The organism is Kitasatospora sp. NPDC001309, from assembly GCF_042896295.1.
Classification (GTDB): domain Bacteria; phylum Actinomycetota; class Actinomycetes; order Streptomycetales; family Streptomycetaceae; genus Kitasatospora.
The window spans coordinates 337,044-355,913 of sequence record NZ_JBIAXC010000002.1; the positions used below are offsets into that span (position 1 = coordinate 337,044).

An 18,870-nucleotide genomic window follows, 5' to 3' on the forward strand; every position below is an offset into this window, starting at 1 on the left:
ACGCAGCGGGGGCCGATCGCCGCTACTTGTGGGCGAGTTCGGGACGGTCGGCGGGCGTCCCGCCGGGGTTGCCGTGGGTGTCCTGGCCGAAGTAGGCGACACCGACCGCGGAGACCACCGCGAGCAGGAAGCCGGCCACCCCGAGCCAGCCCAGGCCCGCCTTGGAGGAGTCGCCGAGCCAGAGCACGCCGATCGCGCCGGGCAGCACCGTCTCGCCGACCACCAGGGCGGCGGTGGCGCCGTTCACCGAGCCGATCTGCAGCGCCACGGTGTGCACGTACATGCCGCCGAGGCCGCCGACCAGGATCGCGTAGAGCGCCGGGTCGGAGATCAGCCGGACCAGGTCGAAGGGCTCCACGCCGTTCAGGACGCGCACCCCGACGCCCAGCGCGCCGAAGCCGAGGCCGGAGAGCAGACCGGCGACGATCGCGCCCTTGGAGCCCATCCGGCGCACCAGCAGACTGCCGCCGGCCAGCAGCACGGTGGTGACGATCAGCAGCCCCCAGTGGAAGGCCATCGACGCGTGGTGGCCGCCCTCCGGGCCGGCCGAGACCGCCAGCAGCACCAGGGCCGAGCAGAGCACGCCGATCGAGGCCCACTCCAACTGCTTGAGCCGGATGCCCAGCAGCTTGATGCTGAGCACCGCGGTGATCACCAGGTTGGCGCTGATGATGGTCTGGGAGAGGAACAGCGGCAGCAGCCGCGCGGCCAGCGCGCCGAGCCCGAAGCCGATCAGATCGAGCACCGTGCCGGTGATGAACTCCCAGGTCACGGCGGCCTTGGCGGTGGAGGACAGACTCGGGCCACCGTGCTCGGTGGTCGAGCCGGCGGCGCCCTTGGCCGCCTCCTCCCGCGCCGAGCGGCGGGATCCGACGGCCTGGAGGACCGAGCCGGTGCCGTAGCAGGCGGATGCCGCCACAGCCGTGACGAGGCCGATGATCACCGAGCGCTCCGATCGGGAGTTGGGTCAAGAAGAAGTAATGGGACCGGCGGTCCGGGAACAGTCTGCCCCGTCGCGCGGTACGGTCGGGACGCCCCCTCGCACCGGGCCGGAGCGGCCCCCACGGTGCCCCCGGGCCCGCCGGGACGTACGTCCGGCCGCCTCATGTGGTTCCCGCGCCCCACCCGTATCGGGGTCGACTCGGGGAAATGTCATCCGCGAGAAGGGGAGCCGTCCGGCCGGACGGCGGGGAATCTTGTCACCACCAGTATGCGAAGGGTATGGCGTGCTCCGCCGCTGGTCACGGTAGCGTCGGGGGTTATGAGAACCCTTGCACGACGTTCCCGGGGCGCCGGGCCACTTGCCCTGGTGGCGGCGCTGCTCGGGGCGCTGCTCATGTTTGCCCCGGCGGCCTCGGCCGCCGGCGGTCTGAGCGACGCCGCAGCCACCCTCAAGAAGGGCCAGGTCTACGTCGCCCCGGCGATGCAGGACCGGTTCAGTCAGGCCCAGGCGGACGCCCTGACCAAGAAGATCGAGAAGGCCGACAAGCCGATCTTCGTCGCGGTCGTCCCCGAGGCGGCCAACAAGGCCACCATCGGCACCGACCTGCGCACCCTGGTGGGCATCGACGGCGTCTACGCCGTCTGGCACGGCAACGACGACTTCCTGGCCTACTCGGACCGCGGGGCGATGAGCGCCGGCGCGGCGAGCCGGATCGCGGGCGCCGTCCACCGTGCCGACAAGGGCGACATCAACGCCACCCTGAACGACTTCGTCGACCAGGCCGCCCCGCAGACCAAGGGCAGCGGGGTCAACAGCAGCACCTCGATCGCCTGGGTGATCATCCCGGTCCTGCTGCTGGCCCTGGCCGGCGCCGGTGTCTTCTTCCTCTTCCGCCGCGCCAAGAAGCGCAAGGAGGAGCAGGCCCGGGCCGAGCTGGAGCAGCTGCGCCGCGTCGTCGACGAGGACATCACCGCCTTCGGCGTCGAGCTGGAGCGGCTCGACTTCAACCCGCGTGCCGCCGACGCCGACGACGCCCAGCGCACCGACTACAGCCACGCCCTGGACTCGTACGAGAAGTCCAAGCGGCTGATGGAGGAGGCGAAGAAGCCCGAGGACGTCAAGCAGGTCACCGAGGCGATCGAGGAGGGCCGGTTCCAGCTGGCCACCCTGGCCGCCCGGCGCGAGAAGCGCCCGCTGCCCGAGCGGCGCCCCCCGTGCTTCATGGACCCGCGGCACGGCCCGTCCGTCAAGGACGTCGACTGGGCCCCGGCCGGCGGCTCCGCCCGCCCCGTCCCGGTCTGCCAGGCCGACGCGGACCGCGTCGCGGCCGGCCTCGACCCGGCGGTGCGCACCGTCGACACCGAGCACGGCCCGCAGCCGTACTGGAACGCGGGCCCGGCCTACGCGCCGTACGCCGGCGGGTACTACAGCGGCTTCGGCGGCGGCAGCCTGCTGGGCGGCCTGCTGGTCGGCACCATGCTCGGCTCGATGATGAGCTCCCCGGCCTACGCGGCGGCCCCGATGATGGAGGGCGGCCACGGCGGCTACCAGGACCAGTACGAGGGCGGCGACTTCACCGGCGCCGACTTCAACGCCTCCGACTTCAGCGGCGGCGACTGGGGCGGTGGCAGCGGCGGCGACTTCGGCGGCGGTGGCGGGGACTGGTGACCCGCTGATCCGCTGATCCGTCCGCGATCCCCACGGCCCCGCCGGTTCCGACCGGCGGGGCCGTTCGCCGTCCCCGGCAGGCCTGGAGCGGTGACCTGCCCCGGGGCCCGTTAGGGTCGGGGGCATGCACGGTCGCGATGCCCACAGTGATGAACCGGTCCGGGTGACCGCCTGGGTCCGGGGGAAGGTCCAGCAGGTCGGGTTCCGCTGGTGGACCAGGGCGCGGGCGCTGGAGATCGGCCTGACCGGCTACGCGAGCAACCTCGGCGACGGCCGGGTGCAGGTGGTGGCCGAGGGCCTGGCCGCCGACTGCGAGCAGCTGCTGGCCCAGCTGCGCGGCCCCGACACGCCCGGCGCGGTGAGTGGCGTGACGGAGATCTGGACCGCCGTCGGCGCAGGTTACGAGGGTTTCGAGATCCGCTGAGCCGTCTCCCTGCGGGGCGCCGCCGTCGCGCCCCGGAAATGATCGGCAACCGTCGGTGTCATACGGTTGCCATTCGGGCAGACTCGTGGTTGACTCCGCATCGAACGATGATCCACGAGCACGTGGTGGACCCGGGCCCGAGACCCCCAGGCGTGACGACACCGCCGGGCAGGTGACAGGGGCGCGGTAGCGTGCGGTGATCGTGTTGACCCTTTCCGTCTTTGGTGAGACGCTTGAAGCCCGCGCACACGATCGCGTTCCCCGGCAGGCGCATGCTCTCGTGAGCCCAGCTCACGGCGGTTGTGCCGTAGTGCCCAGCCAGCACTTCCGGTGCGCGCCGCGCGTGCGTCCCCCTTCCCCCTAGACCTGTACCGTTCCGGTTCGGTCACTCAGCGTGGAGGACCATTCATCATGGCAAAGGCGCTTCTCGGGTACGTCGGCGGCCCCGACCCGCGAATGCTCTCCGAGATGCGACGGCTTCAGCAGCGCGTCCAGGATCTTGAGTCCGAGCTCCTTCGGATGCAGGCTGAGAACGACGCGCTCACCGCTGTCGCTGACGAGCACTCGCTGCTCAACAGCATCGATCTGGACCAGCGGGAGCCGGCGCTCACCTGAGCCCCGCCCCGGTCCTCCCAGATCGACGCCGCTGTGCACTGAGCCGCCCCGAAAGGGACGCAGCTTTGCAAGGGACGCCCGGATGTGGCGTCCCTTCGTCGTGTCGGACTGCGGATACAGTCGGTTCCCGTCGTGAGCGAATGAGGGGACTGGCCGCGTGCACCTGAAGAGTCTGACGCTGCGCGGGTTCAAGTCCTTCGCCTCCAGCACCACCCTGCGCTTCGAACCGGGCATCACCTGCGTGGTCGGCCCGAACGGCTCCGGCAAGTCCAACGTGGTGGACGCGCTGTCCTGGGTGATGGGCGAGCAGGGTGCCAAGTCCCTGCGCGGCGGCAAGATGGAGGACGTCATCTTCGCCGGGACCAGCGGGCGCGCCCCGCTGGGCCGCGCCGAGGTCAGCCTCACCATCGACAACGCCGACGGCGCCCTGCCGATCGACTACGCCGAGGTGACGATCACCCGGACCATGTTCCGCAACGGCGGCAGCGAGTACGCGCTCAACGGCGAGACCTGCCGCCTGCTGGACATCCAGGAACTGCTCTCCGACTCCGGCATCGGCCGCGAGATGCACGTCATCGTCGGGCAGGGCCGGCTCGACTCCGTCCTGCACGCCGACCCGATGGGCCGGCGCGCCTTCATCGAGGAGGCGGCCGGCGTCCTCAAGCACCGCAAGCGCAAGGAGAAGGCGCTGCGGAAGCTGGACGCGATGCAGGCCAACCTCAACCGGGTCCAGGACCTGGTCGCCGAACTGCGCCGCCAGCTCGGCCCGCTCGGCAAGCAGGCCAGGGTCGCCCGCCGGGCCGCCGGCATCCAGGCCGACCTGCGCGACGCCCGGCTGCGGCTGCTCGCCGACGACCTGCTGGCCCTGCGCCGGGCCGTCGAGGCCGAGGTCGCCGACGAGTTGGCCCTGCGGCTGCGCCGGACCACCGTCGAACAGGAACTGGCCCGGGCGGTGCAGCGCGAACGCGTGCTGGAGGCGCAGGTCCAGCAGCTCGGGCCGGGCCTGGAGGCCGCCCGGCAGACCTGGTACCGGCTCTTCGCGCTCGCCGAACGCACCCGCGGCACGATCGGACTGGCCGAGGCCCGGGCCCGGCACGCCGTCGCCGGGGGCACGGTCGAGGAACGCCGCGGCCGGGACCCGGAGGAGCTGGAGCGGGAGGCCGAACGGGTCCGCGAGGAGGAGGCCGCACTCGCCGAGGCACTGGAGGAGGCCCAGTACGCGCTGGCCGAGGCGGTCGAGCACAAGAGCGGACTCGAATCCGCGCTGGCCGCCGAGGAACGCCGGCTGCGGGACGCCACCCGGGCCATCGCCGACCGCCGGGAGGGCCTGGCCCGGCTCCAGGGGCAGGCCGCCGCCGCCCGCTCCCGGGCCGGTTCGGCGCAGGCCGAACTCGGCCGGCTCACCGAGGCCAGGGACGAGGCCCTGCTGCGCGCCGGGGCCGCCCAGGGCGAACTGGACGAGCTCCAGCAGCAGGTGGACGGCTCGGCCGTCGAGGACGGACGGGCCGAGGACGGCTACCGGCGGGCCCGGGCCCGGCTGGCCGAGGTCGAACGGGAGCTGGCGGCGGCCCGGGAGGCGGCCGGAGCCGCCGAACGCGAGCGGGCCGCGCTGACCGCGCGGCACGAGGCGCTCTCGCTCGGACTGCGCCGCAAGGACGGCACCGGCGCACTGCTGGACGCGGGGGAGCGACTGGCCGGCGTGCTCGGCCCGGCCGCCGCGCTGCTGCGGATCGAACCCGGCCACGAGGTGCCGCTCGCCGCCGCGCTCGGCGCGGCCGCCGACGCCGTGGCGGTCGACTCGCCCGGCGCCGCCGCCGGGGCGCTGCGACTGCTGCGCGCCCAGGACGCCGGGCGGGCCGCACTGTTGGTCGCCGGTGCCGCCGAACTGCCCCGGACCGAGGGCGAGTTGCCCGAAGGAGCCCGCTGGGCCGCCGAACTGGTCGACGGGCCGCCCGAGTTGCTCGCCGCCGTACGCAACCGGCTGGCCGGGGTGGCCGTGGTCGCCGACCTGGACCAGGCGCTGCGCCTGGTCGCCGAACGCCCCGGACTGTCCGCCGTCACCGCCGAGGGCGACCGGCTGGGCGCCGGCTTCGCCCAGGGCGGCTCCGCCGGCGCGCCCAGCGAGCTGGAGACCCGGGCGGCGGTGGACCGGGCCGCCCGGGCGATCACGGAGGTCGACCTGCGCTGCGCCGAGTCGGCCGGGCGGCTGGCCGAACTCACCGCACTGCGCGGGGAGTCGGCCGCCGAACTGGAGCGGCTCGGCGAACAGCGACGGCAGGCCGAGCAGGAACGGGCCCGGGTGGCGGGCTCGCTCGGCCGGCTCGGCGGGCAGGCCCGGGCCGCCGCCGGGGAGGCCGAACGGCTCTCGGCCGCCGCCGCGCGGGCCGAACAGGGCCTGGCCGAACTGCTCGCCGCCGCCGAGGAACTGGCCGAACGGCTGGCCGTCGCGGAGGAGTCGGCGGACGCGGGGGAGGACGAGCCGGACCGGGCCGAGCAGCAGCGGCTCACCGAGGCCGCCTCGGCCGCCCGGCAGGCCGAACTGGAGGCCCGGCTCTCGGTGCGCACCCACGAGGAGCGGGTCCGCGCCCTGACCGGCCGGGCCGACCAGCTGGACCGGGCCGCCCGCGCCGAGCGCGAGGCGCGCGCCCGGGCCGCCGAGCGCCGCCGGCGCGCCGAGCACGACGCCCGGGTGGCGAACGCCGTCGCGGCGGGCGCCCGGCAGCTGCTCGCCTGCCTGGAGGTCTCGCTGGCCCGCGCGGACGCCGGGCGGGCGGCCGTCGAACAGGCGCTCACCGAGCGGGAGCGCGAGCTCCGGGAGCACCGCGAACACGGGCGCGGGCTCAAGGAGGAGCTGGACAAGCTGGTCGACGCCGGGCACCGGGACGAGGTGCTGCGGGCCGAGAAGCGGCTGCGGATCGAGCAGTTGGAGGCCCGCGCGCTGGAGGAGTTCGGCATCGACGGCGGCGAGCTGCTGGCCTCGTACGGGCCGGACCGGCCCGTCCCGCCCTCGGCGGCGGAGGACGGGCAGGAGCCGGGGGAGCCGTACCCGTACGTCCGGGCCGAGCAGGAGAAGCGGCTGCGGGCCGCCGAGAAGGCGTACCAGCAGCTGGGCAAGGTCAACCCGCTGGCGCTGGAGGAGTTCGCCGCGCTGGAGGAGCGCCACACCTTCCTCGGCGAGCAGCTGGACGACCTCAAGCGCGGCCGGCGCGACCTGCTGGACATCGTCCGGGACGTGGACCAGCGGGTCGAGCAGCTGTTCAGCGCCGCCTACCATGACACCGCCGCCCAGTTCGAGGGCGTCTTCGCCCGGCTCTTCCCCGGCGGCGAGGGGCGGCTGGTGCTGACCGACCCGGACGACATGCTCACCACCGGGGTCGAGGTGGAGGCCCGTCCGCCCGGCAAGAAGGTCAAGCGGCTGTCGCTGCTGTCCGGCGGCGAGCGCTCGCTGACCGCGGTGGCCCTGCTGGTGGCGATCTTCAAGGCCCGGCCCAGCCCGTTCTACGTGATGGACGAGGTGGAGGCGGCGCTGGACGAGACCAACCTGCGCCGGCTGGTCGGGATCATGGAGGAGCTCCGGGAGAGCTCCCAGCTGATCGTGATCACCCACCAGAAGCTGACCATGGAGTCCGCCGACGCCCTGTACGGCGTGACCATGAAGGGCGACGGGATCTCCCAGGTGATCAGCCAGCGACTGCGCGAGGGGCACCGGGAGCGGAAAGCACTCTCGGTGCCTCCCCGGCAGCACGACGAGGCGATCACCTCAGGGCCGATGGTCTGATCCAACGGCCTACGCCGGGGCAGATGCTCCCGGACGACCCGATCACGGATACTGGTCGGGTTGTGACTCCTCCCCCTCGCGCGCGAGGGGGCTTCTCACTCAGCCGCTTGACGACCTCATGACGGCCAAGCCCTGACCGGTGCCGGGTGGCACGCGGCCAGCGTAAGGGAGGCGGCGGCGCCCCGTGCGTCGGTGACCGAAGGATCACTCTGTCGTGGGATCCAGTGAAGGAGATTGATGTGGAATACGTGATCCTTGCCGTAGTCATCGCCGTGGTCGCCGTCGGCGCGATCGCGGGCCTCGTCGTTTCCGGCAGACGACGCCAGCAGCTGCCCCCGAAGTCGCAGGCGCCGGTCATCACGGCGCCGAAGACCACCCCGCAGGAGCCCCAGGTCGGCGAGGAGGCCGCGCCGCCGACCGAGGAGCCCCGCCGTACCGTCGAGGAGGTGCCGCTCCCCGAGGCCGTCGAGCCCGCCGAGGAGGTGGTGGTCGAGGCCCCGGCCGAGGCCGAGGCGGCGCCCGCCGTCGAGGTCCCCGAGCCCACCGCCGGCCGGCTGGTCCGGCTGCGCTCCCGGCTCTCCCGCTCGCAGAACTCGCTGGGCAAGGGCCTGCTCTCGCTGCTCTCCCGCGAGCACCTGGACGAGGACACCTGGGAGGAGATCGAGGAGACCCTGCTCACCGCGGACGTCGGCGTCGCCCCGACCCAGGAGCTGGTCGAGCGGCTGCGCACCCGGGTGAAGGTGCTCGGCACCCGTACCCCCGACGAGCTGCGCGCCCTGCTGCGCGAGGAGCTGGTCGAGCTGGTCGGCAAGGACGCCGACCGCACCGTCCGCTCCACCAAGCACGAGGAGGGCCCGGCCGTGGTCCTGGTCGTCGGCGTCAACGGCGTCGGCAAGACCACCACCACCGGCAAGCTGGCGCGCGTGCTGGTCGCCGACGGCCGCACCGTGGTGCTCGGCGCGGCCGACACCTTCCGCGCCGCCGCCGCGGACCAGCTGCAGACCTGGGGCGAGCGGGTCGGTGCGCGCACCGTGCGCGGCCCGGAGGGCGGCGACCCGGCCTCCATCGCGTTCGACGCGGTCAAGGAGGGCATCGCCGAGGGCGTCGACACGGTGCTGATCGACACCGCCGGCCGGCTGCACACCAAGACCGGCCTGATGGACGAGCTGGGCAAGGTCAAGCGGGTCGTCGAGAAGCACGGCCCGGTGGACGAGGTGCTGCTGGTGCTGGACGCCACCATTGGTCAGAACGGCCTGATCCAGGCCCGGGTGTTCGCCGAGGTGGTGGACATCACCGGCATCGTGCTGACCAAGCTGGACGGCACCGCCAAGGGCGGCATCGTGGTCGCGGTCCAGCGCGAGCTGGGCGTGCCGGTCAAGCTGATCGGTCTGGGCGAGGGCGCGGACGACCTGGCGCCGTTCGAGCCGGGTGCGTTCGTGGACGCGCTGATCGGGGACTGACCGGGACTTCCCGTCGGTCGGGGTCCGCTCCTTCGGGGGCGGGCCCTTTCGCCTGTCCGGGGTCCGGGGAGGCCGGGGGGCGGGTGCCGGCGTCCGACGTTCGGCGTCCGAGAGGAGTCCTACGAGGCGATCCAGGCGGGCTCGGCGGTGCGCTCGCGGCTGCGGTGGCAGGCGTACGCGAGGGTGCCGAGCAGCAGCCGGGCCTCGGGCGGGCAGCCGGCGTTGTCGCGGGTGGGGCGGCGCAGCCAGCGGACCGGGCCGAGCTCGCCGAGCACGGTGGGCGGGGCGGCGACGTAGCTGCCCTCGCCGTGGCAGGTGAGGTCGAGCGCGGCGTCGTCCCAGCCCATCCGGTACAGCAGGTCGGGCAGTCGGCGAGCGGTGCCGGCGGAGACCAGGAACTGCAGTCGGCCGGTGGGCGGGGCCAGTACCGGGCCGACCTGGGTGCCCATCCGCTCCAGCCGGACCAGGGCCTGGAGGCCGGCCGGCTCGGGGACGTCCAGCACGTCGAAGGCGCGGCCGGTGGGGAACAGCACCGAGCCCTCGGCGTCGGCGGCGTCGGCCGGCCCGGTGGTGCCGGGCACGGGGTGCAGGCCGGGGGCGGCGCAGCGGCGGGAGCCGCAGGGACAGCGGGTCGGGGCGGTGGCGCCGGCCGCCGGTTCGCCGGTGGCGACGGTCCAGCCCCAGCGGCCGGTGTACTCCGCGGCGGCCCGGGACGCGGTGACCTTGGTGCGGCGGCGCGCGCCCAGCGGTGCCAGCCGCAGGTGCCCCAGTCGAAGTTCGCCGAACAGGTTGTCCATGCCTCCCCCAACAGGTTCTCGTTGCCGATGGTTACGGGACGGTGACTGTGTGTTGATTGTCCGGTGTGTGGTGCGTGGTGCGGTGGCGGCGCGCAGCGCTTGGCGTGCGCCTGTTGTGGCGGTGTGCCTCGGGCGCCGCCTTGTGGGGGCGGCGCCGATGCCGGATCGTCGTGTGCGCGGGACGGTTGCCGTCCCGAGTGGGCGCCGAACTCGCCTGGGACTGCGATGTATTGCGGGGTCTGCCGGGTCTGCCGGGGCTGGCCGGGGGACTTGGCGGCCCGCATATGCCGGACCGTCGCGACTACCCAGTCAAGCGTGTGCCCCCGGGGTTCGGTTCACTCCTGGGGGTGGCGAAAGGTGGCGTTTCGCCAGGGGCGCTCCCACGGGTGCCTCACGGGGCACTACGTTCAGCACACGGACGTCGTCGAAGCGCCTGCTCCGAGCCGTCGGGGAACGGGAGTTGGGGATCTGACGGACCGTCCGGGACGATGGCACACCAGTACGACGAGCGGTACCGCGAGGGCAGGACGGGCGGCACCGCGACACCTCAGGCACGGCACGTCTGGCAAGAGCCCGCAACCGTCGGGCGGTCACGATCGGGGGCCCCGCAGGGGCCGGGCGGGATGGGGACGTTCCCATGGCAGAGAAGCAACCCAACGAGAAGCTGACCACGTGGTTCGCCCGCAGCGGCTGGTCCAAGGGTGAGTTGGCCCGCCAGGTCAACCGCCGGGCCCGGCAGATCGGCGCCCACCACGTGTCCACCGACACCTCCCGGGTGCGCCGCTGGCTCGACGGGGAACAGCCGCGCGAGCCGATCCCCAAGATCATGTCCGAGCTGTTCTCGGAGCGCTTCGGCTCGGTGGTCTCGGTCGAGGACCTCGGCCTGCGCGCCGCCGTCCCGGTCTCCACCGTCGGCGGCGGCGTCGACCTGCCGTGGAGCGCCCCGCAGACCGTCCAGCTGATCAGCGACTACTCCCGCAGCGACCTGATGCTCAACCGCCGGGGCTTCCTCGGCACCTCCCTCGCGCTGACCGCCGGCGCCGCGCTGATCGAGCCGATGCAGCGCTGGCTCACGCCCGGCCCGACCGGCGTCCCCACCCCGATCCTCACCGCGGCCAACGGCGGCGAGGCGTTCACCGGCCGGCTCTCCGAGCCGGAGCTGGAACTGCTGGAGCAGACCACGGTCATGTTCCGTCAGTGGGACGCCCAGAACGGCGGCGGGCTGCGCCGCAAGGCCGTGGTCGGCCAACTCCACGAGGTCACCGACCTGCTGCAGGAGACGTACAGCGAGGACACCACCAAGCGGCTGTTCCGGCTCACCGCCGAACTCGCCCACCTGGCCGGATGGATGTCGTACGACGTCGGGATGCATCCGAGCGCGCAGAAGTACTACGTGCTGGCGCTGCACGCGGCCAAGGAGGCCGGCGACCGCCCCTTCGGCGCGCTGATCCTCACCGACATGAGCCGCCAGATGATCCACCTCAACCGGGGCGAGGACGCCCTGGAGCTGATCCACCTGGCGCAGTACGGCAGCCGGGACACCGCCACCCCGCGCCAGCAGTCCCTGCTGTACGCGATGGAGGCGCGCGCCTACGCCACCATCGGCGAGATCAACCGCTGCGCCCGGGCGATCCGGCTGTCCGAGGACACCTTCACCGACATCCGTGACGGTGACGGCGACCCGGACTGGCTGAAGTTCTTCTCGCCGGCCGAGCTGAACGCCGAGAACGCCCACTCCTACCGGGACCTCGCGTACCACTCGGACAACGCCCAGCTGTACGCCTCGCTGTCGGCGCCGGTGATGGAGCGCGCGGTCGACCTGTTCCGGCAGGACGACGACCACGTGCGGTCGTACGCCTTCAACCTGATCGGCATGGCCAGCGTGCACCTGCTGCAGCGGGAGGCCGAGGAGGCGGCGAGGTACGCCGAGCAGGCGGTCGACATCGCGACCAAGGTGCGTTCGGAGCGGCTGAACTCCCGGGTGCGCAAGACCACGGAGGCCGCGGCGGCCCGGTTCCAGGGCGTGGACGCGGTGAGCCGGCTCAAGGAGCGGGTGGTCCAGGACATCCCGGAGTTCGTCTCGGTGGTCTGAGCGACTCCGGCGGGGCTCCACCGACCGTGACGGCCGCCGCCGTCACGGTCGGTGGCACGTCCGGGGCGGCCCGGGCGGTGCGGTGAGGCGGTACCGGACGGTGCGGTGAGGCGGCACGGTAACCCATCCGGCCCCGCGTCCGGGCCGCGGTTCACGTGCCCGTAACCCGCGCGACGCACGCGTCACGGCCGCGAAACAACCGGTCGCACTGGCCGAAACCAGCCTTCGGCACTCTCCTCTTCATCGCCGCCACCCCGGGTGGCACGGGACAGGTACCCGGGGGTGGAGCGGCACTCACGCAGAGGAGACGCCGATGCCGGACGGCTTCAGCGCGGGCGACACCGCCTTCGTACTCATCAGTGCGGCCCTGGTCATGGTGATGACCCCGGGCCTGGCCTTCTTCTACGGGGGCATGGTCAGGGCCAAGAGCACACTGAACATGCTGGCGATGAGCTTCCTCTCGCTCGGCATCGTCAGCGTGCTCTGGGTGCTCTACGGCTACTCGCTCAGCTTCGGGCCCGACTCCTTCGCCGGTCTGATCGGCAACCTGGACTTCCTCGGGATGCGCAACATCGGGCTGAACGAACTCACCGGATCGATCCCGGTCACGGCGTTCGCGGTCTTCCAGCTGATGTTCGCGATCATCACCCCGGCGCTGATCAGCGGTGCGATCGCGGACCGGGCCAAGTTCTCCGCCTGGGGCCTGTTCATCGCGCTCTGGGTGACGGTGGTCTACTTCCCGGTCGCGCACTGGGTGTTCTTCTTCGACAACGGCAACGGCGGCTGGCTGGGCGACCGCAACGGCGTGATCGACTTCGCCGGCGGCACGGCCGTGCACATCAACGCCGGTGTCGCGGGCCTCGCGCTCTGCCTGGTGCTGGGCAAGCGGGTCGGCTTCAAGAAGGACCCGATGCGCCCGCACAGCCTGCCGCTGGTGATGCTCGGCTCCGGGCTGCTCTGGTTCGGCTGGTTCGGCTTCAACGCGGGCTCGGCGCTGGCCGCCAACGGCGTGGCCGCGATGGCGATGGTGAACACCCAGGTCGCCACCGGTGCGGCGCTGGTCGGCTGGCTGGTCTTCGAGAAGCTCAAGCACGGCGCGTTCACCACGCTGGGCGCCGCCTCCGGCGCGGTGGCCGGGCTGGTCGCGATCACCCCGGCCTGCGGCTCGGTCAGCCCGCTCGGCGCGGTGGCGATCGGCCTGGTCGCGGGCGCCGTCTGCGCCGCCGCCGTCTCGCTCAAGTACCGCTGGGGCTTCGACGACTCGCTCGACGTGGTCGGCGTGCACGCGGTGGGCGGGGCGATCGGCTCGCTGCTGATCGGCCTGTTCGCCACCGGCGGGGTCGGCCAGACCGCCAAGGGCCTGTTCTACGGCGGCGGGCTCGGCCAGCTCGGCAAGCAGGCGATGGGCGTGGCGGTGGTCGCCGCGTACTCCTTCGTGCTGTCCTGGCTGCTGGCCAAGGCGGTCGACAAGCTGGTCGGCTTCCGGGTCCCCGAGGAGGTCGAGGTGGCCGGCATCGACCAGGCCGAACACGCCGAGTCCGCCTACGATTTCAGCGCCGTCGGCGCGGGGCTGGCCCGGGCGCTCCCGACCGTGGGCGCCGGTGCCGCGTCCGGTGGGAAGCCCGCCGGGAAGCCCGCCGACCCGCCCGCCGGAAAGTCCGCCGACACGTCCGTCGGGACGTCCGTTGAGAAGACCGAGGTCGACGCCTGATGAAGCTCATCACCGCCGTGATCAAGCCCTACCGCCTGGACGAGGTGAAGGCCGCGCTGCAGGCCTTCGGGGTCCACGGCCTGACCGTCACCGAGGCCAGCGGCTACGGCCGCCAGCGCGGCCACACCGAGGTCTACCGGGGCGCCGAGTACACCGTCGACCTGGTACCGAAGGTCAGGATCGAGGTCCTGGTCGAGGACGAGGACGCCGACGACCTGATCGACGTCCTGGTGAAGGCCGCCCGCACCGGCAAGATCGGCGACGGGAAGGTGTGGAGCGTCCCGGTCGACACCGCCGTCCGGGTCCGCACCGGCGAACGCGGCCCGGACGCCCTGTGAGGCACTGACCGATCCGGCGGATCCGCCCCCTGCCCGGGGCGCGGGTCCGCCCGTCGGCGCATCCCCGCTCAGCCGTACGACGGCTCGGCCCCGCGACGGCCCAGCCCCACCGGCCGGCCCCCACGACGGCTCATCCGCACCACGGACGGGACCCACGCGCATGACCACCGAGACCAGCCCCTCCGACCCCCTCGGCCACGCGGCGGCAAGGACCGCGCTGCTGGAGCGGCCCGGGCTGACCGGCCGCCCGCGCCGGGCCGCGCTCGCCCGGCTCACCGACGACTGGCTGGCCGCGCTGCTCGCCGACGCCGGGGCGCCGGCGTCCGGCGTCGCGCTGGTCGCCGTCGGCGGCTACGGCCGGGGCGAGCTGTCCCCGCGCAGCGACCTGGACGTCCTGCTGCTGCACTCCGGCCCGGTCCCGCGCGAGCTGCCGGAGCGGATCTGGTACCCGGTCTGGGACACGGGTGCCAAGCTCGACCACTCGGTGCGCACCGTCGCCGAGGCCCGGGCGGTGGCCGCCGCCGACCTCAAGGCCCAGCTCGGCCTGCTGGACGCCCGGCACCTGGCCGGGGACCGGGACCTCACCGCCGCGCTGCGGTCCGCGGTGTTCACCGACTGGCGCGCGAGCGCCCCCGTGCGGCTGCCCGAACTGCGCGAGCTGGGCCGGGAGCGGGCCGAGCGGCACGGCGAACTGTCCTTCCTGCTGGAGCCCGACCTCAAGGAGGCCCGGGGCGGTCTGCGCGACCTGGTCGCGCTGGACGCCGTCGCCGCCACCTGGCTGGCCGACGCGCCCCGGGACGGCCTGGACACCGCCGCCCTGCGCCTCGCCGACGTCCGCGACGCGCTGCACCTGGTCACCGGCCGGGCCACCGAGCGGCTCGGCCTCCAGGACCAGGACCAGGTCGCCGAGCGGCTCGGCGTGCTGGACGCCGACACCCTGCTGCGCCAGGTCTACGAGGCCGCCCGGACCATCGCCTACGCGAGCGACGTCACCTGGCGGGCGGTCGACCGGGTGCTCGCCGCCCGCTCCGGCCGCGGCCGCCGGGCGGTCCGGCTGGGCTTCCCGTTCACCGGCGCCGGGCGGGGCGCCGGCGCGGTGGCCCGGGGCGCCGTCGCCCGCCGCCCGCTCGCCGAGGGCGTGGTCGAGCAGGACGGCGAGGCAGTGCTCGCCCAGGCCGCCCGTCCGGCCGCCGACCCGGTGCTGCCGCTGCGCGCCGCGGCCGCCGCCGCGCAGAACGGGCTGACCGTCTCGTACGCGACGGTGCGCCGACTGGCCGCCGAGTGCCGCCCGCTGCCGGTGCCCTGGCCGGACGAGGCGCGCGAGCAGCTGGTGACCCTGCTGGGGGCGGGGGAGGCGGCCGTCCCGGTCTGGGAGGCGCTGGAGGCGGAGGGGCTGGTGACCAGGCTGCTGCCGGACTGGGAGCGGGTCCGCTGCCGTCCGCAGCGCAACGCGGTGCACCGCTGGACGGTGGACCGGCACCTGGTCGAGACGGCGGTCCGGGCCGCCGCGATGACCCGCCGGGTGGCCCGACCGGACCTGCTGCTGGTGGCCGCGCTGCTGCACGACCTCGGCAAGGGCTGGCCCGGCGACCACAGCGAGGCCGGCGAGGTGATCGTCCGCGACCTGGCCGTGCGGATGGGCTTCCCCGCCGAGGACACCGAGACCCTGGCGGTGCTGGTCCGCCACCACCTGACGCTGGTGGACACCGCCACCCGGCGCGACCCGGACGACCCGGCCACCGCCGAGACGATCACCAAGGCGGTCGGCACCCTGCCGGAGCTGGAACTGCTGCACGCCCTCACCGAGGCCGACGCGCTGGCCACCGGCCCGGCCGCGTGGAGCAGCTGGCGGGCCTCCCTGGTGGACGGCCTGGTGGCCCGGGTCGCCGCGCAGCTGGCCGGCGGCGGGGCCGCCCCGGTGGAGGCGGAGCCCGGCGCGGAGCAGGAGCGGCTGGCGGTCGAGGCCGCCCGCACCGGCGCCCCCGCGCTGTCGCTGCTGGCCCAGGCCGAGGGGGCGGACCCGGGCACCGAGCCGATGGGCGTCGAGCTGAACCTGGCCGTCCCGGACCGGCCCGGGCTGCTCGGCACGGTCGCCGGGGTGCTGGCGCTGCACCGGCTGACCGTCCGCTCGGCGGGCCTGCGCGAGCTGGACCCGATCGGCGCCGGCCCGGTGCTGCTGCTGTCCTGGCGGGTGGCGGCCGAGTTCGGCGAGCTGCCGGAGGCGGCCCGGCTGCGCGCGGACCTGCGCCGGGCGCTGGACGGCTCGCTGGACGTCTCCCGCCGGCTCGCCGAGCGGGACGCCGCCGCCCCGCGCCGCAAGGGCATCCCGACCCCGCCGCCGCTGGTCACGGTGGCGCCCGCGGTGGCCTCGGCGACCGCGACCGTGCTGGAGGTCCGGGCGCACGACGCCCCCGGGCTGCTGCACCGGATCGGCCGGGCGCTGGACGGGGCGGGGGTGCGGGTGCGCACCGCGCACGTCTCCACGCTGGGGGCGGAGGCCGTCGACTCCTTCTACCTGACCGATCCGGCCGGCCTGCCGCTGGCCGCCGAGCGGGCCCGGGAGGTGGCGGCGGCGGTCCGCTCGGCGCTGGGCTGAGGGCCTCCCGCACGGGCGGCCGAGGGCCTCCCGCACGGGCGGCGGAGGGCCGCTCGCCCGGGGGTGGAGACCGTACCCGGGGCGGCCGGATACCCTGGGGACGACGACCGTACCGATACCGATGCCGCAGAGGACCCGCGACGACGTGTTCGACACCCTTTCCGATCGCCTCGCAGCGACGTTCAAGAACCTCCGGGGCAAGGGCCGCCTGAGCGAGGCGGACATCGACGCCACCGCCCGCGAGATCCGCATCGCGCTGCTGGAGGCGGACGTCGCGCTGCCGGTCGTCCGGGCCTTCATCAAGCAGGTCAAGGAGCGTGCGGCCGGCGTCGAGGTCTCCGGTGCGCTGAACCCGGCACAGCAGATCATCAAGATCGTCAACGAGGAGCTCATCGCCATCCTCGGTGGCGAGACCCGCCGGGTGCGGTTCGCCAAGAACGGCCCGACGGTCATCATGCTCGCCGGTCTGCAGGGTGCCGGTAAGACCACCCTGGCGGGCAAGCTCGGCCACTGGCTGAAGCAGCAGAAGCACACCCCGCTGCTGGTCGCCTGCGACCTCCAGCGCCCCAACGCGGTCAACCAGCTCCAGGTGGTCGCCGACCGCGCCGGCGTGGCCTTCTACGGTCCGCAGCCGGGCAACGGCGTCGGCGACCCGGTGCAGGTCGCCCGGGACTCGATCGAGTACGCCAAGCAGAAGCAGTACGACGTCGTCGTCGTCGACACCGCCGGCCGCCTGGGCATCGACGCCGAGCTGATGCAGCAGGCCGCCGACATCCGCGCCGCGGTGAACCCGGACGAGGTCCTGTTCGTCGTCGACGCGATGATCGGCCAGGACGCGGTCACCACCGCGCAGGCCTTCCTCGAAGGCGTCGACTTCACCGGTGTCGTGCTCTCCAAGCTCGACGGCGACGCCCGCGGTGGCGCCGCCCTGTCGGTCGCGCACGTCACCGGCCGCCAGATCATGTTCGCCTCCAACGGCGAGAAGGTCGACGACTTCGACGCCTTCCACCCGGACCGGATGGCCTCGCGCATCCTGGGCATGGGCGACGTCCTCTCGCTGATCGAGAAGGCCGAGCAGACCTTCTCGCAGGCCGAGGCCGAGAAGATCGCCGCCAAGCTGCGCGGCGGCCCGAAGGCCTTCACGCTGGACGACTTCCTGTCCCAGCTGGAGCAGGTCCAGAAGATGGGCTCGATCTCCAAGCTGCTCGGCATGCTGCCCGGCATGGGCCAGATCCGCGAGCAGATCAACAACATCGACGACAAGGACGTCAACCGGGTCGGCGCGATCATCAAGTCGATGACCCCGACCGAGCGCGCCGAGCCGGAGCTGATCAACGGCTCCCGCCGGGCCCGCATCGCCAAGGGCGCGGGCGTCCAGGTCGGCGAGGTCAAGAACCTGGTCGAGCGGTTCTTCGACGCCCGCAAGATGATGTCCGCGATGGCCTCCGGCAAGGGCATGCCCGGCATGCCGGGGATCCCGGGCATGGGCGGCGGCGCCAAGAAGTCCGGCAAGAAGGCCCCGCAGGCCAAGGGCAAGCGCAAGAGCGGCAACCCGTTGAAGCGGGCTCAGGAGGAGGCCGCGGCCGCCGAGCGCCGCGCGCTCGGCCCGGGCGCCGACCAGGGCCCGGCCGACGGCGGCGGCGCGTTCGGTCTCGGCGCGGGCAAGGGCCCGGCCGACTTCGAACTGCCCAAGGAGTTCAAGGACCTGCTGTAGTCCTCGGTTTCCCGCTGTTGCGGCCCGTCGTCCGGAGTCCTCCGGGCGGCGGGCCGCACGCGTGTCCGGGGCGACGCCGGTGGGACGGTGGGTGCCGCCGTGTCCGACGGGCTTCGCGGTGCCGGATGATGTCGGCATGCCAGATGATGTCGCCGTGCGAGTGATGATCAGGGCCCCGAGGGCCGAGGACGAGGTTGTGTACGCGGAGGCGGTCCGCCGGTCCGCCGATCACATCGGACGGTGGAACCCGGTCGAGCCGGACGGGCTGCCCGAGCTGCTGGGACGCCAGGGCGCCGGCCTGCGCACGTTCCTGATCCTCGACCGGGAGAGCGGCGGGCTGGTCGGCAAGGTGAACGTCGCCAACATCGTGATGGGCCGGTTCTGCAACGCCTCGCTGGGCTACGACTCGTACCTGCCGTACGCCGGCACCGGGCGGATGACCGAGGGCCTGCGGCTGGTCCTGGACCGCTGCTTCGCCCCGCAGTCGGCCGACGGGCTGGGCCTGCACCGGCTGGAGATCAACGTGCAGCCGGAGAACGAGCGCTCGATCGCGCTGGCCAAGCGGCTGGGCTTCCGGCACGAGGGCTACACCCCGCGGATGCTGTTCCTCCAGGGGGACTGGCGCGACCACGAGCGGTTCGCGCTGACCGCGGAGGAGTGGCCGGGCGGCGCGGCGTAGCCCACTGACAGGAGGTCATATCCGCTGGTCGGAGGCGTCGGTGCGGCCGTACGGA

The 18,870-nt window shown here is 73.8% G+C and carries 13 protein-coding genes; 11 read left to right on the forward strand and 2 right to left on the reverse strand.

All coding sequences use genetic code 11. The annotated features are described in order from the left end of the window. Positions 1-22 precede the first annotated feature (22 nt). Positions 23-943: a hypothetical protein gene (locus ACFY2K_RS03710; RefSeq protein WP_380591566.1), complete on the reverse strand. Its 921-nt coding sequence runs from the start codon at positions 941-943 to the stop codon at positions 23-25. 318 nt (positions 944-1,261) lie between these two features. Here ACFY2K_RS03710 and ACFY2K_RS03715 point away from each other — a divergent pair, with 318 nt between their 5' ends. The 5 genes from ACFY2K_RS03715 to ftsY all read left to right on the forward strand — a co-directional run bounded on the left by ACFY2K_RS03715 (position 1,262) and on the right by ftsY (position 8,888). Next, on the forward strand, positions 1,262-2,611 hold the full coding sequence (locus ACFY2K_RS03715) for a hypothetical protein (protein ID WP_380525270.1): 1,350 nt from the start codon (positions 1,262-1,264) through the stop codon (positions 2,609-2,611). A gap of 124 nt (positions 2,612-2,735) precedes the next feature. Continuing rightward, positions 2,736-3,035, forward strand: coding sequence for an acylphosphatase (locus ACFY2K_RS03720; RefSeq protein WP_380525269.1), 300 nt, complete (start codon positions 2,736-2,738; stop codon positions 3,033-3,035). Between the two features lie 411 nt (positions 3,036-3,446). Next, entirely contained in the window at positions 3,447-3,650 is a 204-nt protein-coding gene (locus ACFY2K_RS03725; RefSeq protein WP_030243474.1) for a hypothetical protein, read from the forward strand. Between the two features lie 157 nt (positions 3,651-3,807). Further along, entirely contained in the window at positions 3,808-7,428 is a 3,621-nt protein-coding gene (gene smc, locus ACFY2K_RS03730; RefSeq protein WP_387709414.1) for a chromosome segregation protein SMC, read from the forward strand. Between the two features lie 239 nt (positions 7,429-7,667). Next, a complete protein-coding gene (gene ftsY / locus ACFY2K_RS03735) occupies positions 7,668-8,888 on the forward strand; it encodes a signal recognition particle-docking protein FtsY (RefSeq protein WP_387709416.1) in 1,221 nt (406 codons plus the stop codon). 119 nt (positions 8,889-9,007) lie between these two features. Here the strand turns inward: ftsY and ACFY2K_RS03740 are convergent, their stop codons facing one another. Continuing rightward, positions 9,008-9,685, reverse strand: a complete 678-nt coding sequence (locus ACFY2K_RS03740) for a bifunctional DNA primase/polymerase (RefSeq protein ID WP_375891758.1) — start codon at positions 9,683-9,685, stop codon at positions 9,008-9,010. A 595-nt stretch (positions 9,686-10,280) separates the two neighbouring features. Between ACFY2K_RS03740 and ACFY2K_RS03745 the strand changes: the two genes are divergently transcribed. From ACFY2K_RS03745 to ACFY2K_RS03770, 6 genes are all read left to right on the forward strand, one after another. Continuing rightward, entirely contained in the window at positions 10,281-11,777 is a 1,497-nt protein-coding gene (locus tag ACFY2K_RS03745) for a hypothetical protein (RefSeq protein WP_375891824.1), read from the forward strand. A 313-nt stretch (positions 11,778-12,090) separates the two neighbouring features. Continuing rightward, positions 12,091-13,488 (forward strand): ammonium transporter, encoded by a 1,398-nt coding sequence (locus tag ACFY2K_RS03750; protein WP_375891760.1) that lies wholly within the window; start codon positions 12,091-12,093, stop codon positions 13,486-13,488. Continuing rightward, positions 13,488-13,826 (forward strand): P-II family nitrogen regulator, encoded by a 339-nt coding sequence (locus ACFY2K_RS03755; protein WP_350508264.1) that lies wholly within the window; start codon positions 13,488-13,490, stop codon positions 13,824-13,826. Before ACFY2K_RS03750 ends, ACFY2K_RS03755 begins: the two co-directional genes overlap by 1 nt. 160 nt (positions 13,827-13,986) lie before the next feature. Next, positions 13,987-16,422, forward strand: a complete 2,436-nt coding sequence (locus ACFY2K_RS03760) for a [protein-PII] uridylyltransferase (protein ID WP_387709418.1) — start codon at positions 13,987-13,989, stop codon at positions 16,420-16,422. 145 nt (positions 16,423-16,567) lie between these two features. Next, positions 16,568-18,136 carry a signal recognition particle protein gene (gene ffh / locus ACFY2K_RS03765; protein ID WP_380525289.1) on the forward strand — a complete coding sequence of 523 codons (1,569 nt, stop codon included), beginning with the start codon at positions 16,568-16,570 and terminating at the stop codon, positions 18,134-18,136. A gap of 136 nt (positions 18,137-18,272) precedes the next feature. Further along, on the forward strand, positions 18,273-18,815 hold the full coding sequence (locus tag ACFY2K_RS03770; protein WP_380525265.1) for a GNAT family N-acetyltransferase: 543 nt from the start codon (positions 18,273-18,275) through the stop codon (positions 18,813-18,815). Positions 18,816-18,870: the final 55 nt, after the last annotated feature.